This window comes from Streptomyces sp. NPDC058401 (assembly GCF_042722885.1).
Lineage (GTDB): Bacteria > Actinomycetota > Actinomycetes > Streptomycetales > Streptomycetaceae > Streptomyces.
Genome location: NZ_JBHXKA010000102.1, coordinates 1 through 24,055 on the forward strand (window position 1 = coordinate 1; position 24,055 = coordinate 24,055).

The 24,055-nt window shown below is 72.6% G+C and carries 22 protein-coding genes; 17 read left to right on the forward strand and 5 right to left on the reverse strand.

Annotated features, from left to right (window positions below; all coding sequences use genetic code 11):
- Window positions 1-1,055, reverse strand: a 1,055-nt coding sequence (locus ACFWNV_RS29230) for an ATP-binding cassette domain-containing protein (RefSeq protein WP_383952810.1), incomplete at its 3' end; no start/stop codon positions are given.
- Window positions 1,056-1,128: 73 nt separating this feature from the next.
- A complete protein-coding gene (locus ACFWNV_RS29235; RefSeq protein WP_383952853.1) occupies window positions 1,129-2,370 on the reverse strand; it encodes an SLC13 family permease in 1,242 nt (413 codons plus the stop codon).
- Between the two features lie 161 nt (window positions 2,371-2,531).
- Between ACFWNV_RS29235 and ACFWNV_RS29240 the strand changes: the two genes are divergently transcribed.
- Complete coding sequence (locus tag ACFWNV_RS29240; protein ID WP_383952812.1) at window positions 2,532-3,494, forward strand: GlxA family transcriptional regulator; 963 nt, start codon at window positions 2,532-2,534, stop codon at window positions 3,492-3,494.
- Between the two features lie 124 nt (window positions 3,495-3,618).
- On the forward strand, window positions 3,619-4,257 hold the full coding sequence (locus tag ACFWNV_RS29245; RefSeq protein WP_383952814.1) for a DJ-1/PfpI family protein: 639 nt from the start codon (window positions 3,619-3,621) through the stop codon (window positions 4,255-4,257).
- Here the strand turns inward: ACFWNV_RS29245 and ACFWNV_RS29250 are convergent.
- Window positions 4,232-4,981 carry an enoyl-CoA hydratase/isomerase family protein gene (locus ACFWNV_RS29250; RefSeq protein WP_383952815.1) on the reverse strand — a complete coding sequence of 250 codons (750 nt, stop codon included), beginning with the start codon at window positions 4,979-4,981 and terminating at the stop codon, window positions 4,232-4,234. The two genes, ACFWNV_RS29245 and ACFWNV_RS29250, sit on opposite strands and share 26 nt — an antisense overlap.
- A 123-nt stretch (window positions 4,982-5,104) precedes the next feature.
- Here ACFWNV_RS29250 and ACFWNV_RS29255 point away from each other — a divergent pair, with 123 nt between their 5' ends.
- Together ACFWNV_RS29255 and ACFWNV_RS29260 are read left to right on the forward strand one after the other, a co-directional pair.
- Window positions 5,105-5,806: an HdeD family acid-resistance protein gene (locus tag ACFWNV_RS29255; protein WP_383952817.1), complete on the forward strand. Its 702-nt coding sequence runs from the start codon at window positions 5,105-5,107 to the stop codon at window positions 5,804-5,806.
- Window positions 5,807-5,936: 130 nt separating this feature from the next.
- Window positions 5,937-6,455 (forward strand): ATP-binding protein, encoded by a 519-nt coding sequence (locus ACFWNV_RS29260; protein ID WP_383952819.1) that lies wholly within the window; start codon window positions 5,937-5,939, stop codon window positions 6,453-6,455.
- 76 nt (window positions 6,456-6,531) lie between these two features.
- Here the strand turns inward: ACFWNV_RS29260 and idi are convergent, their stop codons facing one another.
- Both idi and ACFWNV_RS29270 read right to left on the reverse strand, forming a co-directional pair.
- A complete protein-coding gene (gene idi, locus ACFWNV_RS29265) occupies window positions 6,532-7,131 on the reverse strand; it encodes an isopentenyl-diphosphate Delta-isomerase (protein ID WP_250740854.1) in 600 nt (199 codons plus the stop codon).
- A 170-nt stretch (window positions 7,132-7,301) separates the two neighbouring features.
- Window positions 7,302-8,543, reverse strand: coding sequence for a methyltransferase domain-containing protein (locus tag ACFWNV_RS29270; protein WP_383952855.1), 1,242 nt, complete (start codon window positions 8,541-8,543; stop codon window positions 7,302-7,304).
- A 510-nt stretch (window positions 8,544-9,053) separates the two neighbouring features.
- Between ACFWNV_RS29270 and ACFWNV_RS29275 the strand changes: the two genes are divergently transcribed.
- From ACFWNV_RS29275 to ACFWNV_RS29335, 13 genes are all read left to right on the forward strand, one after another.
- Window positions 9,054-10,868 carry a DUF5941 domain-containing protein gene (locus ACFWNV_RS29275; RefSeq protein WP_383952857.1) on the forward strand — a complete coding sequence of 605 codons (1,815 nt, stop codon included), beginning with the start codon at window positions 9,054-9,056 and terminating at the stop codon, window positions 10,866-10,868.
- Entirely contained in the window at window positions 10,865-11,617 is a 753-nt protein-coding gene (locus ACFWNV_RS29280; protein ID WP_383952821.1) for a sugar phosphate nucleotidyltransferase, read from the forward strand. Before ACFWNV_RS29275 ends, ACFWNV_RS29280 begins: the two co-directional genes overlap by 4 nt.
- A complete protein-coding gene (locus ACFWNV_RS29285) occupies window positions 11,605-12,666 on the forward strand; it encodes an iron-containing alcohol dehydrogenase family protein (protein WP_383952823.1) in 1,062 nt (353 codons plus the stop codon). Before ACFWNV_RS29280 ends, ACFWNV_RS29285 begins: the two co-directional genes overlap by 13 nt.
- Window positions 12,644-13,423 (forward strand): CDP-alcohol phosphatidyltransferase family protein, encoded by a 780-nt coding sequence (locus ACFWNV_RS29290; protein WP_383952825.1) that lies wholly within the window; start codon window positions 12,644-12,646, stop codon window positions 13,421-13,423. Before ACFWNV_RS29285 ends, ACFWNV_RS29290 begins: the two co-directional genes overlap by 23 nt.
- Window positions 13,424-13,458: 35 nt before the next feature.
- Window positions 13,459-14,322: a glycosyltransferase family 2 protein gene (locus ACFWNV_RS29295; RefSeq protein ID WP_383952859.1), complete on the forward strand. Its 864-nt coding sequence runs from the start codon at window positions 13,459-13,461 to the stop codon at window positions 14,320-14,322.
- 96 nt (window positions 14,323-14,418) lie between these two features.
- Complete coding sequence (locus ACFWNV_RS29300; RefSeq protein ID WP_383952827.1) at window positions 14,419-15,348, forward strand: ABC transporter permease; 930 nt, start codon at window positions 14,419-14,421, stop codon at window positions 15,346-15,348.
- Window positions 15,341-16,117, forward strand: a complete 777-nt coding sequence (locus tag ACFWNV_RS29305) for an ABC transporter ATP-binding protein (RefSeq protein WP_383952829.1) — start codon at window positions 15,341-15,343, stop codon at window positions 16,115-16,117. Before ACFWNV_RS29300 ends, ACFWNV_RS29305 begins: the two co-directional genes overlap by 8 nt.
- Window positions 16,118-16,498: 381 nt before the next feature.
- Window positions 16,499-17,518, forward strand: a complete 1,020-nt coding sequence (hpnC, locus tag ACFWNV_RS29310) for a squalene synthase HpnC (protein ID WP_383952831.1) — start codon at window positions 16,499-16,501, stop codon at window positions 17,516-17,518.
- A 62-nt stretch (window positions 17,519-17,580) separates the two neighbouring features.
- Window positions 17,581-18,531 carry a presqualene diphosphate synthase HpnD gene (gene hpnD / locus ACFWNV_RS29315; protein WP_383952833.1) on the forward strand — a complete coding sequence of 317 codons (951 nt, stop codon included), beginning with the start codon at window positions 17,581-17,583 and terminating at the stop codon, window positions 18,529-18,531.
- Window positions 18,532-18,622: 91 nt separating this feature from the next.
- A complete protein-coding gene (hpnE, locus tag ACFWNV_RS29320) occupies window positions 18,623-19,999 on the forward strand; it encodes a hydroxysqualene dehydroxylase HpnE (RefSeq protein ID WP_383952835.1) in 1,377 nt (458 codons plus the stop codon).
- 92 nt (window positions 20,000-20,091) lie between these two features.
- Entirely contained in the window at window positions 20,092-21,186 is a 1,095-nt protein-coding gene (locus tag ACFWNV_RS29325; protein ID WP_383952837.1) for a polyprenyl synthetase family protein, read from the forward strand.
- A gap of 122 nt (window positions 21,187-21,308) precedes the next feature.
- Window positions 21,309-23,372, forward strand: a complete 2,064-nt coding sequence (gene shc, locus ACFWNV_RS29330; protein ID WP_383952839.1) for a squalene--hopene cyclase — start codon at window positions 21,309-21,311, stop codon at window positions 23,370-23,372.
- Entirely contained in the window at window positions 23,372-24,052 is a 681-nt protein-coding gene (locus ACFWNV_RS29335; protein ID WP_383952841.1) for a 1-hydroxy-2-methyl-2-butenyl 4-diphosphate reductase, read from the forward strand. The genes shc and ACFWNV_RS29335 overlap by 1 nt, the downstream gene beginning before the upstream one ends.
- Window positions 24,053-24,055 lie beyond the last annotated feature (3 nt).

The window sequence follows — 24,055 nt, forward strand, 5'->3', positions numbered from 1 at the left end:
GTGGCGACCACCGAGCCGGAGCGCGGGGCGGCCGCGATCTCCATCCGCAGCTCCCACTCCTTGCGCGGCTCGTCGACCACGTCGAGGCGCTCGATCGCGCGCTGCGTCTGGCGGGCCTTGGAGGCCTGCTTCTCGCTCGCGTCGGCGGCGGCCTTCCTGGCGGACTTGTCGTTGTCGGTGGCCTTGCGCTTGGAGTTCTTGACGCCCTTGTCGCTCCAGCCGCGCTGCATCGCGGCCCGGTCCTCCAGCGCGGAGCGCTTGTCGGAGTACTCGTCGTACTCCTCGCGGGCGTGGTTGCGGGCCCGCTCGCGCTCCTCCAGGTAGGCGTCGTAGCCGCCGCCGTAGAGGTTGATCTGCTGCTGGGCCAGGTCAAGTTCGAGGACCTTGGTGACGGTGCGCGTGAGGAACTCGCGGTCGTGGCTGATGACGACGGTACCGGCGCGCAGTCCCTTCACGAACTGCTCCAGGCGCTCCAGACCGTCGAGGTCCAGGTCGTTGGTGGGCTCGTCGAGCAGGAAGACGTCGTAGCGGGACAACAGGAGCGAGGCGAGTCCGGCGCGGGCGGCCTGGCCGCCCGACAGTGCGGTCATCGGCAGGTCGAGGCCGACGGACAGCCCCAGGTCGCCGGCCACCTGCAGGGCCCGCTCGTCGAGGTCGGCCCCGCCGAGGTTCAGCCACCGGTCGAGGGCGTCCGCGTACGCGTCGTCCGAACCGGGGGTGCCGTCCACCAGACCCTGTGTCGCCGTGTCGAGCTCGGCCTGGGCGGCTGCCACACCGGTACGGCGGGCGAGGAACTCGCGGATCGACTCGCCGGGGCGCCGCTCGGGCTCCTGGGGCAGGTGGCCGACGGCCGCGCCGGGCGGGGAGAGGCGCAGGTCACCCGTCTCGGGGGTGTCCAGCCCGGCGAGCATCCGCAGCAGGGTGGACTTTCCGGCGCCGTTGACGCCGACGAGGCCGATGACGTCGCCGGGGGCGACGACGAGGTCGAGATCGGCGAAGAGCGTGCGCTCACCGTGCGCGGCGGTGAGCTTCTTGGCGACGAGGGTTGCAGTCATGATGTCCCGATCCTATCCGCGCCCCGCGCGTGCGGATTCCGGGGCCGGGAAGCGGCGGCGGCCGGGCGCGGGGTCAGGCCCCGATGAGGCGGAGCCCCGCCCACAGGGCGGTCACCGCAGCGGCGAGGGCCGGCACGGTGGTCAGCACGCCGAGCCGGGTGAAGTCCCCGAGCCTGACCCCCTCGTATCCGTCCGCGTGCAGGATCCGCCGCCACAGCAGGGTGGCCAGGGACCCCGCGTAGGTGAGGTTCGGCCCGATGTTCACCCCGATCAGTACGGCCAGCACCGGCCCCGCGCCGCCCATCGCCGCCACCGGGAGCAGGGCCAGTACCGCGGGCAGGTTGTTGATCAGGTTGGCCAGTACGGCGGCCACCGCGGCCACCCCGAGCAGCGCGGGCAGGGAATCCCCGGCCGGGATCACCCGCTCCAGCCCGTCCCCGAGCCCGTGGTCCACCACGGCCCGCACCACCACCCCCAGCGCCAGCACGAACAGGCAGAAGGCCGGCGCCGCGGAGCCCAGGATCCGCAGGGGCGTGGTCTCCCGGCGCCGCAGGGCCCGTACGGCCAGCACGAGGGTGCCAGCGAGCGCCGCCCAGGCGGGGCTGGCCCCCGCGAACGAGGCGAGCGCGAAGCCGGCCAGGGTCAGCGCGAGCACCCCGGCCGCGAACCGGGGCAGCGGGGCCCGCTCCCCGGCCTGCGGCACGTGCTCGGGGGGCGCCGCCAGGTCGGCGCGGAAGAAGCGCCGGAACACCGCGTACTCCACGCCGATCGCCGCCAGCCAGGGCAGGGCCATCAGCGCGGCGAACCGGGTGAAGGAGAGCCCGCTCGCGGCGAAGGCGAGGAGATTGGTGAGGTTGGAGACCGGCAGCAGGAGCGAGGCGGAGTTCGACAGGTGCGCGGTCGCGTAGACGTGCGGCCGCGGCCGGGCCCCCAGCCGGGAGGCGGTCGCGAGCACCACCGGGGTCAGCAGCACCACGGTCGCGTCCAGGCTCAGCGCGGCGGTGACGACCGAGGCGACGGCGAACACCCCGCCGAGCAGCGCCACCGGTCCCCGCCCCGCCGCCCGCCGGGCCACCGCGGCGCCGGCGGCCTCGAACAGCCCCTCGTCGGCGCAGAGCCGGGCCAGCGCCAGGATCACCGCGAGGAACCCGACCACCGGCAGCAGCTCACGGGTCTGCGCCCACGCATCGGCGGGCGGTACGACGCCCAGCACCACGAGCAGCCCGGCGGCGGGCACGGCGGCCGCGGCCTCCGGCAGCCCGCGCGGGCGCAGGACGGCGAAGGCCAGCACCCCGAGGAGGAGGGCGACGGACAGGCACGCGGCGGCGACGGGGTACAGGAGGGGCTCCGGGACGAGGGGGAGAATGCGGGAGGGGCACAACGGGCCCAGAACAGGATCGCACCGGGACCCGGATGGCCGGATAGGTGGGGTGCACGTCATTGCGGCCCTCGCGCGGGGTGCCACACGATGAGGTCATGTCGTCGCGAAACGTGCTCGTCGTCCTCTACGACGGCGTGCAGAGCCTGGATGTCACGGGGCCGGTGGAGGTGTTCTCCGGCGCCGGCCGCCACCCCGGACCGGCCCGGTACATGCTGCGCACCGTCTCGCCCGGCGGCGCCCCGGTCCGCACGAGCAGCGGCCTGCGGCTGGTCCCCGACGGGGACCTGGAGAGCGAGCGGCCGGGCGCCGGGACCACCCTCCTGGTGCCGGGAGGCCGGTACACGGGGGACTTCGCCCCGGCGATCACGGACTGGCTCCGCGCGTACGGCGGGTCCGCGGAGCGGCTGGTGTCGGTCTGCACCGGCAGCCTGCTGCTGGCCGAGGCCGGACTGCTGGACGGACGGCGCGCGACGACCCACTGGTACGTGGGCGAGCGGATGGCCCGGGACTACCCGGCCGTCACCGTGGAACCCGACCCGATCTACGTCCGCGACGGACCGGTGGCCACCTCGGCCGGAGTCACGGCGGGCATCGATCTCGCTCTGGCCCTGGTGGAGGAGGACCACGGTCGGGAGCTGGCGCTGTCCATCGCACGGCACCTGGTGGTCTTCCTGCGGCGCCCCGGCAACCAGGCGCAGTTCAGCGCCCAGCTCGCCGCGCAGACCGCGCAGCGGGAGCCGCTGCGCGATGTCCAGCACTGGATCACGGAGCACCCGGCGGAGGACCTGAGCGTGGAGGCCCTCGCCGCGCGGGCCGCGCTGTCGCCCCGGCACTTCGCGCGGTCCTTCCAGGCGGAGACCGGCGTGACGCCCGGGCGGTACGTGGAGCAGGTACGGGTCGAGCACGCGCGGCGGCTGCTGGAGGAGGGCGACGAGGGCATCGCCCAGATCTCCCGCGCCTGCGGCTACGGCAACCCGGAGGCCCTGCGCCGCGCATTCGTGAAGACCCTGGGCCAGCCCCCGGCCGAGTACCGCCGCCGGTTCGGCGCCACCCGCTGACATCCGGCACCCGCCACTGACATCAGGCGCCACCCGCCTGACGTCCGGCACCCCCCACTGACATCAGGCACCCCCGCCTGACATCCGGCACCACCCACTGACAACCGACCGCTCCGGAGGAGCCATGCAGATCGCCGTCCTGCTGTTCGACGGATTCACCGCCCTCGACGCCATCGGTCCCTTCGACACCCTCGGCCGCCTCCCGGGCGCCGAGACCGTGTTCGTGGCCGAGCGGCCGGGACCCGTACGGGCCGACCAGAGCTCCCTCTCGCTCGTCGCCGCCAAGGGCCTCGACGAGGTGACCCGGCCGGACATCGTCCTGGTGCCCGGCGGGCCGGCCACCGACCGGGAGATGCAGAACCCCGTCCTCCTCGACTGGCTGCGCACCGTCGACGCCGCCACCACCTGGACCACCTCGGTCTGCACCGGCTCGACCCTGCTCGCCGCCGCGGGCCTGCTCGACGGGCGCAGGGCCACCGGCCACTGGCTGTACCTGGACCGTCTGCCCCCGTACGGGGCGGAGCCCACCGCGGAGCGGGTGGTCTTCGACGGGAAGTACGTGACGGCCGCGGGGGTGTCCGCGGGCATCGACATGGGGCTCGCGCTCCTCGGCCGGATCGCGGGGGACGCGTACGCGCAGACCGTGCAGCTGATGACCGAGTACGATCCGCAGCCGCCCTACGACGCGGGCTCCCCGCAGAAGGCGCCCGCCGACATCGTCGCGCGGCTGCGCGGGCTCACTCCGCCGGCGGAGTCCAGGTGAAGGCGGGCGCGCGCCGCTCCAGGAACGCGGCGACCCCCTCCGCGATGTCGCCGCTCCCGGCGGCCTGCGCCGCCCAGTAGGCGTCGCGGTCGGTGCGGCCGTCCGCGAACTCCTTCGCCGAACTCTGCGTGAGCTGCGAACGCGTGGCCAGGATCCTCGTGAACTCCGCTACGCGCTTGTCGAGTTGGCCCGCCGGCAGCAGCTCGTCCAGCAGTCCGGTGCGCAGCGCCCGGTCCGCGTCGATCAACTCGGCGGAAAAGAGAAGGTACTTGGCGGCCGAGGGGCCCACCAGGGAGGCGAGCCGCCGGGTGGAGGAGGCCGGGTAGACGATGCCCAGCCTCGCCGGCGTCACCCCGAAGGAGGCCCCCTCCTCGGCGAAGCGCAGATCGCAGGCGGCGGCCAGCTGACTGCCCCCGCCCACGCAGAACCCGCGGATCGCGGCCAGCGTGGGCTTGGGGAAGGCGGCGAGCGCCTCCTCCGCCGCCACGGCCAGGGCCTGCGGGTCGTCGTCCCCGGTCAGCGAGGAGATGTCGGCCCCCGCGCAGAAGGTCTCGCCGGCCCCCGTCAGGACCAGCACCCGTACGGCGGGATCGGCCGCGAGCCCGGCCAGCAGCTCCGGCAGCCCGCGCCACATCGCGGCCGTCATGGCGTTGCGCTTGGCGGGGTGCGAGATCACGACGGTGGCGACCCCGTCGGCGACGGAGGAGAGGAGGGCGGCATCCATGCGCCGGATGCTATCCCGGGCGGTCAAACCTATGATCAAGAGACCGGTCGCCGGCAGCTCGGTGCACCGGCAGGCAGTCGCGGGGTCCGAGGGTCCGTCGGGGGCAGCTGAAAGGTGGCGTCCATGGGCGCAGACCGTACCGAGCGTGCGGACCGTACGGGTCCGCAGGACGTCAAGGCCGACAAGAAGAAGGTCAGCCGCAGTTTCGCGTGGATGGCCCTGCTCGGGGCGCTCCTGGTGGTGGCCGGGCTGGTGGGCCTCGTCTACACCGGTGTCGCGACCCTGACCACGATGTTCCTCTTCGGCTGGCTGCTGCTGGCCGGCGGCGTGGTGGGCCTGCTCCAGGCGATCCAGTCCCGCAAGAGCAACTACTTCTGGCTCGCCGTCATCGTCGCCGCGATCAACATCGCGGCCGGTTTCGTGATCCTGCGCCGCCCGGAGGCGAGCGCGGAGGCGCTCACCATGTTTGCCGCCCTGCTGTTCCTCACCGGCGGGGTGTTCCGGCTCGCCGGCGCCGTCGTGGTGCGCGGCGCGCACCTGGGGCTGACCCTGGTCCAGGGTGCCTTCGGCATCCTGCTGGGCCTCCTGATCCTCGCCAACTGGCCCGGCAGCAGTCTGTACGTGATCGGAGCGTTCTTCTCCCTCGCGCTGCTGTTCGACGGCCTGAGCCTGATCGCCGTGGGCATGGGAGCCCGCCGCATCCTGGGCTTGGTCAGGGACGACGAGGTTCCCGTGACGCCGGGAGGGGCGGGAGTGGCAGCGCCCGAGACGTACGAGGCGGCCGAGAAGCGGCCCCCAGAAGATCAGGAACGGTCGAACAACTGACTCTGTCATACGCCAGTGGTCAGAAAGTGTCCGATTGATGCTGACTTCTGGTCAGTGGTCCGGCGCGGAGCGGTCCGGTCCCCACTCTTGACGTGTGCAGACGATCGAGCGTGAAGACGGGGGCCGGGAAATGGATGTGAGCGGGAGCGTCCCGCCAGTCGAGGGGGAGGAGCCGGAGGTCGCGGCCGCCCCCCTCGCGTACGAGGGAGTGTGGAGATTCACGGCACCCGCAGTAGAAGAATCCGTTCCGCAGGCCCGCCGTGCGGTCCGTGACCTGCTCGGCCGGCAGGAGGTGCCGGCCGACGGGGACCTGGTGTACTCCCTGCTGCTGATCGTCTCCGAACTGGTGACGAACTCGGTCCGGCACGCGGCCCTGCTCTCGCCGGAGGTCGCCGTGGAGGTCGCCATCGGGCGGGAGTGGGTACGGGTGGCCGTCGAGGACAACCACCCGTACCGCCCCAAGGCGCTGGAGGCCGATTTCGGCCAGACCGGCGGCCGTGGCCTGCTCCTCGTCCGGGAGATCACGCTGGAGGCCGGCGGGGTCTGCGACGTGGAGCACACCTCCACGGGCGGCAAGGTCATCTGGGCGGCGCTGCCGCTCACCACGGCCCTCACCGCACCCGCGGCCACCCCGGCCTCTGCGGTCTAGCCCACCCCGGGGCCGCCGCCGACGAGAGCCGACTGCCACCGCCCGCCGCGTCCCGCCACCGGACCGCCGCGTCCCGCTACCAGCCCGCCGCGTCGCCCGTCAGTTCGCGGATCGCGGGCCGGGCCGCGTCCAGCACGGTCATGAACCAGGCCGAGAACGGGACCTCGGCGTGCCGCTTCGCGAGTTCCTCCGCGGTGACGAAGGCGGTGTCCGCGATCTCCTCCGGATCCGGCCGCACCGACCGCTGCGCGAGTCCCACGAACAGGTGGTTGTACTCCTGCTCCACCAGCCCCGACGCCGGGTCCGGATGGTTGTAGCGGACCGTCCCCGCCTCCGCGAGCAGCGAGGGCGACAGTCCCAGCTCCTCGTGGGTCCGCCGGGCCGCCGCCGCGAACGGCGACTCCCCGGGGTAGGGGTGACCGCAGCAGGTGTTCGACCAGACGCCGGGGGAGTGGTACTTCCCGAGGGCGCGCTGCTGGAGCAGCATCCGGCCCTGCTCGTCGAAGAGGAACACCGAGAACGCCCGGTGCAGCTGACCGGGCGCCTGGTGGGCGGAGAGCTTCTCCGCCGTACCGATGGTGTTGCCGGACTCGTCGACCAGTTCGAGCATGATCGGTTCTTGAGCGCCGGTGCCGGTGGTCGCGCTGTTCGCGGCGGTGGCTGGTGTGGTCGGCATACCCATCCTTCGCTTCGGACTTCGGCTTTCAGTCTGCCGTACAAATGGGGATTGCCCCCACTTCGGTGATCCGCGCATGTCCGCCCCCCGCCGCGTGATATGCGGCGAGGGGCGGAGCATGCGAAAGGTGCGGATCCGTCAGTTCATCCGGCCGCGGGCCGGACCCGGCATCACACCCCGAAGGGGGCCGGGTACTTGATCGTGCCCGCGGGAACCGGCACCGAATCGTCGAGCACCAGCGCCATCATGGCCTCGTCGGGCACCTCGAAGGGTGCCGCGATCCCGAAGCGCGAAGCCGGCACGAACCCGAAGCGCCCGTAGTACTCGGGATGTCCGAGGACCAGGACGAGGTTCTCCCCGCGCTCCGCGGCCGCCGCGAGCAGGGCCCGTACGACGGCGCTGCCGGCGCCCGAGCGCTGGAGCGCGGGAGCCGCGGCCACCGGGGCGAGCGCGAGCGCCGCCACCCCGTCCACCGTGCACCGGGTCAGCAGGGCGTGCGCCGCGACCGACCCGTCCGGGGCCTCGGCCACGTAGGAGAGGCCGGGCAGCCAGGAGCCGTCGGCGCGCAGCGCGTCCACGAGGTCGGCCTCGGCCGGGGTCCCGAAGGCGGCCGCGTTCACCGCGTGCACGGCGGCCGCCTCCCCGGCCGCCTCGGGGCGCACGGGCCAGCCGCCGCCGTCCCCGGCCGTCACCGGCCGCAGGACGTAGGCGGTGTACCCGTACTCGTGCCCGTACCGCTCGCGTACGGCGATCTCCTCGCGTACGAAGCCCAGCGCGGCCGCGGCTTCGGGACCCGAGGGTTCCGGCGCCGCGGCGGTCCGCTCGCCGAGCGGACCGTAGTAGGCGGCCCAGTCGGAGTCGGGCTGCCGGTGCACGGCGAGCACCCGGTACCCGGCGGCCTGGACCGCGGCCAGGTTGCGGGCGGTGGAGCGCAGCGCGTAGTGCGGGTCCCAGAAGGCGCGGACCCCGGCGGAGGGTTCGCCGACGGTCCACTCGCACTCGCTCAGCACGAGGGTGCCGCCGGGGGCGAGCAGCCGCTTCCACCGCGCGAGCGCGGTGGCGAAGCCGATGGTGTAGGCGGAGCCCTCGGCCCAGACGAGGTCGAAGGAACCGTCCGGGTGCGCCGCGAGGTCGCCGATGTCCGCCTTGACGGGGTGGACGCGGTCGGTGAGCCCGCGGGCCGCGGCGGCCGCGCGGAGCTCTTCGAGGAAGCCGTCCTGGAGGTCGACGGCGGTGACGTCGGCCCCGAGGCCGCCCGCCTCGGCGGCGAGCAGCAGGGCGCTGGGGCCGGGACCGCAGCCCAGGTCCAGGGCGCGCGGCCGCTCGGGCAGCGGTCCGCACAGGGACAGCAGGCGGCGGGTGGTGGCCTCGGAACCGGGGGACTGCCGGGGCAGGCCACGGTGCAGCTCCAGGAACGCCTCGAAGAAGAGGTCGCTCTCGGTGCTGAAATCGGTGGTGTGGGAGTTGCTGGTGTTACCGGTGTTGTCGGTCAACGTGAACCCTTGAAAGGGGGCTCCGGCCGACGGGGACGATCGGTGTGATCAGGCCCGGCCGGACGCCCGGAAGGAGAGGGGGATGTACCGGAGTGCGCTGCGCTGGGCGGCGACGCCTGCGACGGTCATCAACCCCACCTCTTTCTTTCGTTCGTTACGTCTGATGTGACATTCGGGCGATCTGGACGCTTTGGCGAAATTCGTACGCGTCTGCGACAACCTTAACAGTCGCGGTGCCGACAGCGGTTTGTGATCGCTCCTCCCGATCGTCAATGATGATCCACACAGGCCCGTCAGGCCCGTGATTTTCGGCTGATCCGAGCGCGAACAGGCGGTGAACCCCCGCCTCCGTTCATCCGATAGCCTCCGACGTGCCGCCGGCCCGCCCGGCGCCCGTTCAACCCGTGTGCGTGCAAGGAGTGAGTTCGTCTGCCGACCGTCATCCTTACCGGCCTGCCGGTGCCCGGATCAGCGCTCGCCGACGAGCTGCGCTCCCTCGGCTTCGAGGTCCATCCCGCGGCCACCCCGTCGGACACCGCCGCCGCCCTGGCGCGCGTACCCGCCGACCAGCGGGTGGCCGTCGTCGACGGTGAGTTCGTCGGACACGTGCACGCCCTGCGGCTCGCACTGACCGACCCGCGGTTCGACGCCTGCGCCGTCACCGGGGCCCTCGCCGTCCAGCCCGGAGCCCGCGCGGCCCTGGACCGGGCCGCCGAGCTCGACGTGTCCGCACCCGTGGGCCACGGCCCGTACCCCGACCGGCTCGCCGCCGCCGTCGAGGCCGCCGGCACCCCCGTGCACCGCCCCGAGCTGGGCACCCTCGTCGCCGCCGTGCCCGCCACCATCGCCGAGCGCGCGACGGCGGCCGCCGCCGTCGCGGCCGTCGACGACGAGGCCGTCCGGCTGCGCACCGCGGTCAAGTCCCGCGACGGGTTCTTCACCACCTTCTTCATCAGCCCGTACTCCCGCTACATCGCCCGCTGGTGCGCGCGCCGCGGACTGACCCCCAACCAGGTCACCACCGCCTCGCTGATCACCGCGCTGATCGCGGCCGCCTGCGCCGCCACCGGCGACCGCTGGGGCTACGTGGCCTCCGGCGTGCTGCTGCTCGTCTCCTTCGTCCTGGACTGCACGGACGGGCAGCTCGCCCGGTACTCGCTCCAGTACTCGACGATGGGCGCCTGGCTCGACGCCACCTTCGACCGCGCGAAGGAGTACTCCTTCTACGCGGGCCTCGCGCTCGGCGCGGCCTGCAACGGCGACGACGTCTGGGCCCTGGCCCTCGGCGCCATGATCCTGATGACCTGCCGGCACGTCGTGGACTTCGCCTTCAACGAGGCCAACCACGACGCCACCGCCACTGCGACGTCTCCTTCCGGGAGCCCCACCGCGGCCCTCTCCGCCAAGCTCGACAGCGTCGGCTGGACGGTCTGGGTCCGGCGCATGATCATCCTGCCGATCGGCGAGCGCTGGGCCATGATCGCGGTCCTCATCGCCTTCACCACCCCCCGGATCGTCTTCTACGCCCTGATCGTCGGCTGCGCCTTCGGCGCGCTCTACACCACCGCCGGCCGGGTCCTGCGCTCGCTGACCCGCAAGGCGCGGCGGACCGACCGCGCCGCCCGGGCGCTGGGCGACCTGACGGACACCGGCCCGCTGGGCGAGCTGATCGCCGGCGGCCTGCGCAGGCTGCCGCACTACACCGCGCCCGCGTTCATGGTGAGCGGGGTGGGATCGGCGGTCATGCTGCTGATCGCCGCACGCGAGGCCTCCTTCGGCAGCTCCCTGCCGATCCTCTTCGCCGGGCTGTACGTGTTCACCGCCGGAGCCGCCGTCGCGCAGCCGCTCAAGGCCCCGCTGGACTGGCTGCTGCCGCCCGTCTTCCGGGCCGCCGAATACACCACGGTCCTGATCCTCGCCGCCAAGGCGGACGTCCCCGGGGCCCTCCCGGCGGCATTCGGACTGGTCGCGGCGGTCGCCTACCATCACTACGACACGGTCTACCGCATCCGCGGTGGCACCGGCGCGCCCCCGCACTGGCTGGTGCGGACGATCGGCGGGCACGAAGGCCGGGTTCTTCTGATCACGGTCCTGGCCTCCGTCCTGGCGTCGCGCGCCGTGGACTTCCCCGTCGCGCTCACGGCCCTGGCCGTGTTCGTGGCACTCGTGGTGCTCGTGGAGAGCATCCGCTTCTGGGTTTCCTCCGGGGCACCCGCCGTACATGACGAAGGAGAACCAGCATGATCGGCCTCGTCCTCGCTGCCGGAGCCGGACGCCGCCTGCGTCCCTACACCGACACCCTGCCCAAGGCCCTCGTGCCCGTCGGACCCGAAGGCGCCGAGGAGAGCATCACGGTCCTCGACCTGACGCTCGGCAACTTCGCCGAGGTCGGCCTGACCGAGGTCGCCATCGTCGTCGGCTACCGCAAGGAAGCCGTGTACGAGCGCCGGGAGGCCCTGGAGGCCAAGTACGGCGTCAAGATCACGCTGATCGACAACGACAAGGCCGAGGAGTGGAACAACGCCTACTCCCTGTGGTGCGCCCGTGACGTCCTCAAGCAGGGTGTGATCCTCGCCAACGGCGACACCGTCCACCCCGTCTCCGTCGAGAAGACCCTGCTCGCCGCCCGCGGCAAGGGCCAGAAGATCATCCTCGCCCTCGACACGGTCAAGAGCCTGGCCGACGAGGAGATGAAGGTCATCACCGACGGCGAGCAGGGCGTTCGGCGGATCACCAAGCTGATGGACCCGGCCACCGCGACCGGTGAGTACATCGGCGTCACCCTCATCGAGCCGGAGGCCGCCGAGGCCCTGGCCGAGGCCCTGAAGACCACCTTCGAGCGCGACCCCGACCTCTACTACGAGGACGGCTACCAGCAGCTCGTCAACGACGGTTTCACCATCGACGTGGCCCCCATCGGTGACGTCAAGTGGGTCGAGATCGACAACCACGACGACCTCGCCAAGGGCCGGACGATCGCATGCCAGTACTGACGAGGCTCATCCCCTCGCCCGTCGTCGTCGACATCAGCCGCGGCGCGATGGACGACCTGGCCGGCCTCCTGGCCGACCAGCGCGTCTCCGCGTCGGGCAAGCTCGCGATCGCCATCAGCGGCGGCTCCGGCGCGGTGCTGCGCGCCAAGCTGGAGCCCGTGCTGCCGCACGCCGACTGGTACTCCGTCGTCGACGGCACCATCGACTCCGCGGTCAAGCTCGCCGACGACATAAAGGGACGCCGCTACGACGCCGTCGTGGGCCTGGGCGGCGGCAAGATCATCGACGTGGCGAAGTACGCCGCGGCGCGGGTCGGGCTGGCCATGGTGGCCGTCGCCACCAACCTCTCGCACGACGGCATCTGCTCGCCGGTGTCCATCCTGGACAACGACAACGGCCGGGGCTCCTACGGGGTGCCCATGCCGATCGCGATGGTCGTCGACCTCGACGTGATCCGTGAGGCCCCGGCGCGGTTCGTCCGCGCGGGCATCGGCGACGCGATCTCCAACATCTCGGCCATCGCCGACTGGGAGCTCTCGCACCGCCTCAACGGCGAGCCCGTCGACGGCCTGGCCGCCGCCATGGCCCGTACCGCCGGCGAGTCCGTGCTGCGCCACCCCGGCGGGGTCGGCGACGACGAGTTCCTCACCGTGCTGTCCGAGGCGCTGGTCCTCTCCGGCATCGCCATGGCGATCAGCGGGGACACCCGCCCCTCGTCCGGCGCCTGCCACGAGATCAGCCACGCCTTCGACCTGCTCTACCCGGGACGCTCCGCGCTCCACGGCGAGCAGGTCGGCCTCGGCGCGGCCTTCGCCATGCACCTGCGGGGGGACACGGACAAGTCCGAGCTCTTCGTCCGGGTGCTGCGCGGCCACGGCCTGCCCGTCCTGCCCGAAGAGATCGGGTTCAGCGTGGACGAGTTCGTCGCGGCCGTCGAGTACGCCCCCCAGACCCGTCCGGGACGCTTCACCATCCTGGAACACCTCAACCTGTCCGCAGCCGAGATCAGGGACGCTTACGCCGACTATGCCAAGACCATCCGTAGCTGAACTCCGGCCCGTCGTTCACCCGGCGGGCGTCAAGGACAGGGTCAGTGGCGAGCACTGGGGCGGGCGCCTCTACATGCGCGAGATCTCCCTGCGCATCACCCGCCGCCTGGTCACCACCAAGGTCACGCCGAACCAGCTGACCTACGTGATGACCCTCGCCGGAGTCCTCGCCGCCCCCGCCCTGCTGGTACCGGGCGTCTGGGGCGCGGTCCTCGGCGTGGTGGCGGTCCAGATGTACCTGCTGCTCGACTGCGTCGATGGGGAGGTCGCCCGCTGGAAGAAGCAGTTCTCGCTGTCCGGGGTCTACCTCGACCGCGTCGGTGCCTACCTGTGCGACGCGGCGGTGCTCGTCGGCTTCGGCCTGCGCGCCTCCGACCTGTGGGGCACCGGGCGCATCGACTGGCTGTGGGCCTTCCTGGGCACCCTCGCGGCGCTCGGCGCGATCCTGATCAAGGCCGAGACCGACCTGGTCGGCGTCGCCCGCCACCAGGCCGGCAAGCCCGTGGTCCAGGACGCGGCGGCCACGCCGCGCTCCTCCGGCATGGCCCTGGCCCGCCGGGCCGCGGCCGCGCTCAAGTTCCACCGGCTGGTCCTCGGCATCGAGGCCTCGCTGCTCATCCTGCTGCTGGCGATCCTGGACCAGGTCCGCGGCGACCTGTACTTCTCCCGCCTCGGCGTCGCCGTGCTCGCCGGCATCGCGATGCTCCAGACGGTGCTGCACCTGGTGTCGGTCCTGGCCTCCAGCAGGCTCAAGTGACGGCCCCGCTGCGGCTGGGCGCCGTCATCATCACCATGGGCAACCGCCCGGACGAGCTCAAGGCGCTCCTCGACTCGGTGGCCCGGCAGGACGGGGCCCCCGTCGAGGTGGTCGTCGTGGGCCAGGGCGTACGGCTCCCCGGCCTGGCGGACCCGGTGGCGGGCGTGCGCACCGTCGAGCTGCCCGAGAACCTGGGCATTCCCGGCGGCCGCAACGTCGGCATAGAGGCCTTCCGCACCGCGGGCGGCCACGGCTTCGACGTGGACGTGCTGCTCTTCCTGGACGACGACGGTCTGCTGGAGCGCACCGACACCGCGGAGCTGTGCCGGCAGGCCTTCACCGAGGACCCCGAGCTGGGCATCGTCAGCTTCCGGATCGCCGATCCGCAGACCGGCGAGACCCAGCGGCGGCACGTCCCCCGGCTGCGGGCCTCCGACCCGATGCGCTCCTCGCGCGTCACCACCTTCCTGGGCGGCGCCAACGCCGTCCGCACGAAGGTGTTCGAGCAGGTCGGAGACCTCCCCGGGCAGTTCTTCTACGCCCACGAGGAGACCGATCTGGCCTGGCGGGCGCTCGACGCCGGGTGGCTGATCGACTACCGGGCGGACATGGTGCTCCTGCACCCCGCCACGGCCCCCTCCCGGCACGCGGTCTACCACCGTATGGTGGCTCGCAACCGGGTGTGGCTCGCGCGCCGCAACCTGCCCGCCCTGCTGGTCCCGGTCTACGTGGGCGTCTGGCTCCTGCTGACGCTCCTGCGCAAGCCCTCGGGGCCCGCGCTCAAGGCCTGGTTCGGCGGGTTCAAGGAGGGCTGGACCACTTCCTGTGGTCCACGGCGCCCCATGAAATGGCGTACGGTCTGGCGGCTGACCCGGCTGGGCCGACCGCCTGTCATCTGACACGTCCGGGTCTGAGACCATGGCCCGATCACGAACCGATCGACTCAGGCCCGATGCCACCTTCTGCCGCATCATGAAGACGGAAAGTTTCATCTTGTGAGTGACACAACCCAGGACGGAGCCCTTGCCACGAGCAAGCGGCCGTCCGATGACGCAGGGCTGAGCCCCGCGGAGCTCGCCAGGAAGTACGGCCTGTCCGTCAGCGGAGCCCGGCCGGGCCTGGTCGCGTACGTGCGCCAGCTCTGGGACCGCCGGCACTTCATCATCGCGTTCTCCCGGGCCAAGCTGATGGCCCAGTACAGCCAGGCCAAGCTCGGCCAGATCTGGCAGGTCGCGACCCCGCTGCTGAACGCGCTGGTCTACTACCTGATCTTCGGGCTGATCCTCAACGCCGGCCGGGGCATCAACAAGAACGACTACATCCCCTTCCTGGTGATCGGCGTCTTCGTCTTCACCTTCACGCAGAGCTCGCTGATGGCGGGTGTCAGAGCCATCCCGTCCAACATCGGACTGGTCCGCGCCCTGCACTTCCCGCGCGCCTCGCTGCCGATCTCGTTCTCGCTGCAGCAGCTCCAGCAGCTGATGTTCTCGATGATCGTCGTGTTCATCGTCACGATCGGCTTCGGCAACTACCCGAGCCTGTCCTGGCTGCTGGTGCTTCCGGCGCTGGTCCTCCAGTTCGGCTTCAACACCGGCCTCGCCCTGATCTTCGCGCGGATGGGTTCCAAGACCCCCGACCTCGCGCAGCTCATGCCGTTCGTCACGCGTACGTGGATGTACGCCTCGGGCGTCATGTTCTCGATCACCGAGATGCTCAAGGGCAAGCCCTCGTGGATCGCGGACGCGCTGCAGTGGAATCCGGCCGCGATCTACATGGACCTGATCCGCTTCGCGCTCATCGACGGGTACGGCCGGGAGAACCTGCCGCCGCACGTCTGGGCATTCGCGGTCGGCTGGGCCGTCTTGATCGGCGCCGGCGGATTCGTGTACTTCTGGAAGGCTGAGGAGCGTTACGGCCGTGGCTGAGAACAACCAGGGGCACGTCCCCACCGTCATCGCCGACGACGTGCACATCGTCTACCGGGTCAACACCGGCAGCTCCGGCAAGGGCAGCGCCACGGCGGCGCTCAGCAAGATAGTCCGCCGGGGCGGCGACGCACCGGGTGTCCGCCGGGTCCACGCCGTGCGCGGGGTCACCTTCACGGCGTACCGGGGCGAGGCCATCGGTGTCATCGGCTCCAACGGCTCCGGCAAGTCCACCCTGCTGCGCGCCATCGCGGGTCTGCTGCCGTGCGAGTCCGGCAAGGTCTACACCGACGGCCAGCCCTCGCTGCTGGGTGTCAACGCGGCGCTGATGAACGACCTCACCGGCGAGCGCAACGTGGTCCTCGGCGGTCTCGCGATGGGCATGACCCGCGACCAGGTCCGGGAGCGCTACCAGGACATCGTCGACTTCTCGGGGATCAACGAGAAGGGCGATTTCATCTCCCTGCCGATGCGCACGTACTCCTCGGGCATGGCGGCGCGCCTGCGTTTCTCCATCGCCGCGGCGAAGGACCACGACGTCCTGATGATCGACGAGGCGCTGGCCACCGGTGACCGCAAGTTCCAGGTGCGTTCCGAGGCGCGCATCCGCGAACTGCGCAAGAAGGCCGGCACCGTTTTCCTGGTGAGCCACAACAACAACTCCATTCGCGACACCTGTGACCGGGTGCTGTGGCTGGAGCGGGGCGAACTCCTGATGGACGGTCCCACCGAGGAAGTCGTCAGGGCCTACGAGAAGGCGACCGGCTGACGGTCCCCCATCGACGGCCGCCACCGACGGCCCCCACCGCGTCCGGCGGCGGGGGCCGTCGCATGCCGTCCGGGCGCCGGGCGCACGGGGCGGCCCGCTATTCGTGCGGGTGGCGTGCGGGCGACATTGGGGGCGGAGCGAATACCCGTCGAGCCCCGGCGGCGTTGTACAGCGTAAGCTGGCCCAGGCCTCAATCGCGGGCAAGAGGGGGCGATTCCCCCCATAGGCGAATAGCCCAGGACGCCCCGGGGAAAACGCGGCGGCGTGTCCGAAATAGGATGTTTTGTGTTGGCAGTGTAGAACGGGAGATGTGACGGCAATGGCTACGGGAATTCTCCGGCCCCCAGGCACGACGGCCGTCCCCGCCGCGGGCGGCGGGCGGTGACCCCGGGGCACGGCACCAGCCCCCGGCCGCACGAGCTGCCCGACGCCTCCGGCTCCCTCCTCTCCGGCTCCCTCCTCTCCGGCTCCCTTCCCTCCGGCTCCTCCCCCTCCGGCCCCTCCGGCTCACGCCCCGGCGCCGCGACCCTCGGCAAGGCGCGCTCCGAGAACTTCCCCGTCGCCCCCGCCTTCCTGCCCCGCGCCTGGCGCGAGGGCCTGATGGCGGTCTACGGGTACGCCCGCCTGGTCGACGACATCGGCGACGGCGACCTCGCCCCCGGTGGCCACGACGCGGTGCTGCTGGGCCTCGACCCCGCCGCCACGGACGACCGCACCGCCATGCTCGACGCACTCGAAGCCGACCTGGGCCGCGTCTTCGGCGGCACCGACGGGCCCCCGCGCCACCCCCTGATGCTGGCCCTGCAGCCCGTCGTACGAGCCCACGGGCTCACTCCCGAATCGTTTCTGGGGCTCATCGAAGCCAACCGCCAGGACCAGCGGGTCGCGCGCTACGCGACGTACGGCGAGCTCGTCGGCTACTGCGAGCTCTCCGCCAACCCGGTGGGCCGGCTCGTGCTGGACCTCACCGGCACCAGCACCCCCGAGCGGATCCGCCGCTCCGACGCCGTCTGCACCGCCCTGCAGATCGCCGAACACCTCCAGGACGTAGCCGAGGACCTCGCCCGGGACCGGATCTACCTCCCGGGCGAGGACATGCGCCGCTTCCACGTGACCGAGACCGACCTGAAGGCCCCGTCCGCGGGCGCGTCCGTACGCGCCCTCGTCGCCTTCGAAACCGAACGGGCGCGGGAGCTCCTCGACGAAGGCACGCCGCTCGTGGGCAGCGTCCACGGAAGGCTCCGGCTGCTGCTCGCGGGCTTCGTGGGAGGAGGACGCGCCGCCCTGCGAGCCGTCACCGCCGCCGGGTTCGACGTCCTTCCCGGCCCGCCCAAGGCCACCAAGAGCGTCCTGCTCCGCGAGGTGGCCGCCGTCCTGCGCTCAGCGCCGAGAAAGGGGTGAGCCCGATCGTGGAGGGCCCCACACACGCTTCCGCACCGGGCGCGCCGTCCGTGCCGACGGCGATGTCCGCACCGATTTCGGCCGCCTACAGCTACTGCGAGGCCGTGACCGGCTCGCAGGCGCGCAACTTCGCCTACGGCATCCGGCTGCTGCCCGCCGACAAGCGGCAGGCCATGTCCGCGCTGTACGCCTTCTCCCGGCGGGTCGACGACATCGGCGACGGCACGCTGCCGCACGAGGTCAAACTGACCCGGCTGGAGGAGACCCGCACCCTGCTCGGCCGGATCCGCGCCGAGGAGGTCGACGAGGACGACACCGACCCGGTCGCGGTCGCCCTCGCGCACGCCTCGCGCCGCTTCCCGATCCCGCTCGAAGGGCTCGACGAACTCATCGACGGCGTCCTCATGGACGTCCGCGGGGAGACGTACGAGACCTGGGACGACCTCAAGGTCTACTGCCGCTGCGTGGCCGGAGCCATCGGCCGGCTCTCGCTCGGCGTGTTCAGCGCCGCGAACTCCAACGGCACGGCCGGGCCCGCCGGTTCCGGCGCGCACGACGCGGCCCGGGCCGGCGAGTACGCCGACACCCTCGGCCTCGCCCTGCAACTCACCAACATCCTGCGGGACGTTCGCGAGGACGCGGCCAACGGCCGCACCTACCTGCCCGCCGAGGACCTCGCCAAGTTCGGCTGCTCCGACGGCTTCCGCAGCGAGCGGATGCCCCCCGGCGCGGACTTCGCCGGTCTCGTCCACCACGAAGTCCGGCGCGCCCGAGCCCTGTTCGTGGAGGGCTACCGGCTGCTGCCCCTGCTCGACCGGCGCAGCGGCGCCTGCGTCGCGGCCATGGCCGGCATCTACCGGCGCCTGCTCGACCGCATCGAACGCGAGCCGGAGGCCGTGCTCCGCGGCCGCGTCTCGCTGCCGCCGCACGAGAAGGCGTACGTGGCCGTCCGCGGCCTCTCCGGCCTGGACGCGCGGACCATCGCGCGCCAGAGCACCAGGAGGCGGCTCTGATGACGGCGGGCCGGTGCGGCGCGGCGACGGGGCGGACGGGAGCAACCCCGCGGCGCCCGGCGGCGTCCGCAGGAGTGACAGAGGAGGACGCATGACCGCGCAGCAGCACGCCGTGGTCGTCGGCGGCGGGCTCGCCGGCGTCACCACCGCGCTGGAACTCGCCGATGCCGGCCTGCGGGTGACCCTGCTGGAGGGCCGGCCCCGCCTCGGCGGCCTGGCGTTCTCCTTCAAGCGCGGGGAACTGACCGTGGACAACGGCCAGCACGTCTACCTGCGCTGCTGCACCGCCTACCGGTGGTTCCTCGACCGCATCGACGGCGCCGCCCTGGCCCCCCTGCAGGACCGGCTCGACGTGCCCGTCCTCGACGTCGCCCACCCCGGCGGTCCCCGGCTCGGACGGCTGCGCCGCAGCGCCCTGCCCGTACCGCTGCACCTGGCCGGCTCCCTCGCCCGCTACCCGCACCTCTCGCTCGCCGAGCGGGCGTCCGTCGGGCGCGCCGCCCTCGCGCTGCGCCGCCTCGACCCCGCCGACCCGGCGCTCGACGGCGTGGACTTCGCGACCTGGCTCGGCCGCTACGGCCAGTCCCCGCGCACCATCGAGGCCCTGTGGGACCTCGTCGGCATCGCCACCCTCAACGCCACCGCCGCACAGTCCTCGCTGGGCCTGGCCGCCATGGTCTTCAAGACCGGCCTGCTCTCCGAGAACGGCGCGGCCGACATCGGCTGGGCCCGGGTACCGCTCGGCGACCTGCACGACACCCTCGCCCGCAAGGCCCTGGACGCCGCCGGGGTGCGCACCGAACTGCGCACCCGGGTCACGGACATCTCCCGTACCGCGGAGGACGGTTGGCGGGTGACCACCGAGGGCGGCTCCTTCGACGCCGGCACCGTCGTCCTCGCCGTACCGCAGCGCGAGGCACACGGACTGCTGCCCGCCGGAGCGCTCGCCGACCCCGACAAGCTGCTCGACATCGGCACCGCGCCGATCCTCAACGTGCACGTCGTGTACGACCGCAAGGTGCTCAAGCAGCCCTTCTTCGCGGCCCTCGGCTCCCCGGTCCAGTGGGTCTTCGACCGCACCGACTCCTCCGGACTCCCCGATGGCGGCCAGTACCTGGCGCTGTCCCAGTCGGTCGCCCACGAGGACATCGACGAACCCGTCTCGGTCCTGCGCGCGAAGTACCTGCCCGAGCTGGAACGGCTGCTGCCCGCGGCGCGCGGGGCCAAGGTGCGCGACTTCTTCGTCACCCGGGAGCGCACCGCGACCTTCGCCCCCACCCCCGGCGTCGGACGGCTGCGGCCCGGAACCCGGACCGACACGCCGGGGCTGTTCCTCGCCGGTGCATGGACCGCGACGGGTTGGCCCGCGACCATGGAGAGCGCCGTCCGCAGCGGACTGAGCGCGGCCCATGCCGCGCTGGTCCCGCTGGGCCGCCACCGCGAACACCCCTTGCAGGAGGCGGTATGACCACCACCGGCACCGTCAGCTCCACCGGTACCGGCACCACCGGCACCGCAGCACCAAGCACCGCAGTACGTACAGGAACCAGAGGAGAGCCAGTGAACCCGGGGAATCCGGCCGTCGAGAACACGGACGCCAGTGCGGGCCCGGCCGGCGGGGAGAAGGCGGACACGTTCGCCCTCCTCGAACGAGGCCGTACGCTCTCGACGCCCGTGCTCCGCGCCGCCGTGGACCGGCTCGCCGCGCCCATGGACACCGTCGCCGCCTACCACTTCGGCTGGATCGACGCCCACGGCAACCCGGCGGACGGCGACGGCGGCAAAGCCGTCCGCCCCGCCCTCGCCCTGCTCTCCGCGGAGGCCGCCGGCGCCGCCGCCGAGGTCGGCATCCCCGGCGCCGTCGCGGTCGAGCTCGTCCACAACTTCTCGCTGCTGCACGATGACCTGATGGACGGCGACGAGCAGCGCCGCCACCGCGACACCGTGTGGAAGGTCCACGGACCCGCCCTCGCGATCCTGGTCGGCGACGCCCTGTTCGCCCTGGCCAACGAGGTGCTGCTGGAGCTCGGCACGGTCGAGGCCGGCCGCGCGGCACGCCGTCTGACCACCGCCAGCCGCAAGCTCATCGACGGCCAGGCCCAGGACATCTCCTACGAGCACCGCGAGAGCGTGACCGTGGAAGAGTGCCTGGAGATGGAGGGCAACAAGACCGGCGCCCTGCTCGCCTGCGCGGTCTCCATCGGCGCCGTGCTCGGCGGCGCGGACGACCGCACCGCCGACAAGCTGGAGGAGTACGGCTACCACCTCGGCCTCGCCTTCCAGGCCGTCGACGACCTCCTCGGCATCTGGGGCGACCCGGAGTCCACCGGCAAGCAGACCTGGAGCGACCTGCGCCAGCGCAAGAAGTCGCTGCCCGTCGTCGCCGCCCTCGCCGCCGGCGGTCCGGCCAGTGAGGAACTCACCGAGCTGCTCGCCGCCGACGCCAAGAGCAACGACTTCGAGAACTTCTCCGAGGAGGAGTTCGCGGCCCGCGCCGCGCTCATCGAGGCCGCCGGCGGCCGCCGGTGGACCGCCGACGAGGCGCGCCGCCAGTACGAGATCGCCATCAAGGCCCTCGACGACGTGGACATGGACCAGCGCGTGCGCGACCAGCTCGTGGCGCTCGCCGACTTCGTCGTCGTGCGCAAGAGGTGATCACCACCCGTACACGCATATGAATCGCAAGTCGCCGGACGGTACTGCTTGGTAGTAGTACCGTCCGACGGCAACCCCCAGAACAGCGGATGACAGAGGACACTGCACGCAAAGGGGAAGCCATGACTGCGACGACCGACGGCGGCGCCCATGCCTGCGGCGCCGACCCCGACGACACCGGGACCGCCGGACCGCCGGGCCCGGCACCGGTACCGGGCGCCGGCCCGGACCCCGGCCCCGCCGCGCTGCGCGGGGTCCGCGCGGCCATCGAGCGGGCGGTCCGGGACCTGCTCGACCGGCAGGACGAGGCCGGCTGGTGGAAGGGCGACCTGGAGACCAACGTCACCATGGACGCCGAGGACCTGCTGCTGCGCCAGTTCCTCGGAATCCGGGACGAGGCCACCACCCGGGCCGCGGCCCTGTTCATCCGCGGAGAGCAGCAGGACGACGGCACCTGGGCCACCTTCCACGGCGGCCCCTGCGACCTCTCCGCCACCATCGAGGCCTACGTGGCCCTGCGCCTGGCCGGAGACGCGCCCGACGCCCCGCACATGGCCCGCGCCTCGGCGTGGATCCGGGCCCACGGGGGACTCGCGGGCGCCCGCGTCTTCACCCGCATCTGGCTGGCGCTGTTCGGCTGGTGGAGCTGGGACCACCTGCCCGAACTCCCGCCCGAACTGCTGTTCCTGCCGTCCTGGGTGCCGCTGAACATCTACGACTTCGGCTGCTGGGCCCGGCAGACCATCGTCCCCCTCACCGTGGTCTCCGCCCTGCGCCCGGTCCGCCCGGCCCCCTTCGCCCTGGACGAGCTGCACACCGACGCGCGGACCCCGTACCCCGCCAGGAAGCTGGCGCCGCTGGCCAGTTGGGGCGGCGCCTTCCAGCGGATGGACAAGGCCCTGCACGTCTACCGCCGGTTCGCCCCGCGCCGGCTGCGCGCGGCCGCCATGGCCAGCGCCGGCCGCTGGATCGTGGAACGGCAGGAGAACGACGGCTGCTGGGGCGGCATCCAGCCGCCCGCCGTGTACTCCGTCATCGCCCTGCACCTGCTCGGCTACGACCTCCGCCACCCGGTGATGCGCGCCGGACTGGAGTCCCTGGACCGCTTCGCCGTCTGGCGCGCCGACGGCGCCCGCATGATCGAAGCCTGCCAGTCCCCGGTGTGGGACACCTGCCTGGCCGCCATCGCGCTGGCCGACGCGGGACTGAGACCCGACCACCCGGCCCTGGTCAAGGCCGCCGACTGGATGCTCGACGAGGAGATCGTGCGCAGCGGCGACTGGGCCGTGCGCCGGCCCGGACTGGCCCCGGGCGGCTGGGCGTTCGAGTTCCACAACGACAACTACCCCGACATCGACGACACCGCCGAGGTCGTCCTCGCCCTGCGCCGGGTCAAGCACCCCGACCCGGAGCGGCTGGAGGGCGCCATCGCCCGGGGGGTGTCCTGGAACCTCGGCATGCAGTCGAAGAACGGCGCCTGGGGCGCCTTCGACGCCGACAACACCAGCCCCTACCCCAACAAGCTGCCCTTCTGCGACTTCGGCGAGGTCATCGACCCGCCCTCGGCCGACGTCACCGCCCACGTGGTGGAGATGCTCGCCGTCGAGGGCCGCGCGGGCGACGCGCGCACCCGGCGCGGCATCGCCTGGCTCCTTGCCGAACAGGACCCGAACGGCGGCTGGTTCGGCCGCTGGGGCACCAACTACGTGTACGGGACCGGCTCGGTGGTCCCGGCGCTGACCGCAGCCGGCTACGCCCCCTCGCACCCCGCGATCCGGCGGGCCGTGGCCTGGCTGGAATCCGTACAGAACGAGGACGGGGGATGGGGCGAGGACCAACGCTCCTACCAGGACCCGTCCTGGGCGGGGAAGGGTGCCTCGACGGCCTCGCAGACGGCGTGGGCGCTGATGGCCCTGCTGTCGGCGGGGGAGCGCGACGCGCCGTCCGTGGAGCGGGGGATCGGCTACCTGGTCTCCACCCAGCGCCCCGACGGCACCTGGGACGAGCCCTACTTCACCGGTACCGGATTCCCCTGGGACTTCTCCATCAACTACCACCTGTACCGCCAGGTCTTCCCGCTCACCGCGCTGGGCCGCTACCTCCACGGAGAACCGTTCGGCCCGGGCGGACGGTACGCGGACGCGGCCGCCCTCCCGCGCACGGCCCCGTCCCCCGGGGAGGCCTGATGACCGACGGCCCCGCCGCGGCCGTGCCGCCGCTGCTGATCGCCTGCGCGCTGCGCATCGAGCGGACCGCCCTGCGCAGCGCCCCGTACCGCGGTGGTCGGGAGCGGGGCGCGCCCGAGCGGTACGAGGTGCTGCGCACCGGCATGGGCCCGCACGCGGCCGAGCGCGCCGTCGGCCGCAAGCTGGCCGAGCCGCAGCTGCACGGCGCCGCCGTGCTCGCCACCGGCTTCTGCGCCGGGCTGCTGCCCGGCATGAGCCCCGGCGACCTGATCGTCGCCGAGGAGACCCGGGACCCGCGCGGCACGGTCGCCTGCGCCGGTACCGCCCTGCTCGCCGAGGCACTGGCCCGGGCGGTACCCGGCCGGACCGTACACCTCGGTGCACTGACCGGATCCGACCACGTCGTCCGGGGCCAGGAGCGCGCCCAGCTGCGCGCCGGCGGCGCCGTCGGGGTCGACATGGAATCGGCCGCCACCCTGTGGACCGCGACCCGGGGCGGGAGCGCCCCGGGCTCCCGGGACCGTCCGGTTGCGGCCGTCCGGGTGATCGTGGACGCTCCGGAGCATGAGCTCGTCCGTATCGGCACCGTCCGCGGGGGAATATCGGCCTTTCGCGTACTGCGTGCCGTACTGCCTGCGTTTTACGAATGGCACCGTTCTTTGCTGCTCCCCAGGAGGTGAGCC

Coding starts and splice junctions, on each gene's coding strand:
- ACFWNV_RS29255 (WP_383952817.1), top strand. CDS start 5,105: ATGGGCGCAGACCGTACCGAGCGTGCGGACCGTACGGGTCCGCAGGAC.
- ACFWNV_RS29280 (WP_383952821.1), top strand. CDS start 10,865: ATGATCGGCCTCGTCCTCGCTGCCGGAGCCGGACGCCGCCTGCGTCCC.
- ACFWNV_RS29260 (WP_383952819.1), top strand. CDS start 5,937: ATGGATGTGAGCGGGAGCGTCCCGCCAGTCGAGGGGGAGGAGCCGGAG.
- ACFWNV_RS29290 (WP_383952825.1), top strand. CDS start 12,644: ATGCCAAGACCATCCGTAGCTGAACTCCGGCCCGTCGTTCACCCGGCG.
- ACFWNV_RS29250 (WP_383952815.1), bottom strand. CDS start 4,981: ATGGATGCCGCCCTCCTCTCCTCCGTCGCCGACGGGGTCGCCACCGTC.
- idi (WP_250740854.1), bottom strand. CDS start 7,131: ATGCCGACCACACCAGCCACCGCCGCGAACAGCGCGACCACCGGCACC.
- hpnD (WP_383952833.1), top strand. CDS start 17,581: ATGTCCGCACCGATTTCGGCCGCCTACAGCTACTGCGAGGCCGTGACC.
- shc (WP_383952839.1), top strand. CDS start 21,309: ATGACTGCGACGACCGACGGCGGCGCCCATGCCTGCGGCGCCGACCCC.
- hpnE (WP_383952835.1), top strand. CDS start 18,623: ATGACCGCGCAGCAGCACGCCGTGGTCGTCGGCGGCGGGCTCGCCGGC.
- ACFWNV_RS29245 (WP_383952814.1), top strand. CDS start 3,619: ATGCAGATCGCCGTCCTGCTGTTCGACGGATTCACCGCCCTCGACGCC.
- ACFWNV_RS29295 (WP_383952859.1), top strand. CDS start 13,459: ATGGGCAACCGCCCGGACGAGCTCAAGGCGCTCCTCGACTCGGTGGCC.
- ACFWNV_RS29335 (WP_383952841.1), top strand. CDS start 23,372: ATGACCGACGGCCCCGCCGCGGCCGTGCCGCCGCTGCTGATCGCCTGC.
- ACFWNV_RS29240 (WP_383952812.1), top strand. CDS start 2,532: ATGTCGTCGCGAAACGTGCTCGTCGTCCTCTACGACGGCGTGCAGAGC.
- ACFWNV_RS29285 (WP_383952823.1), top strand. CDS start 11,605: ATGCCAGTACTGACGAGGCTCATCCCCTCGCCCGTCGTCGTCGACATC.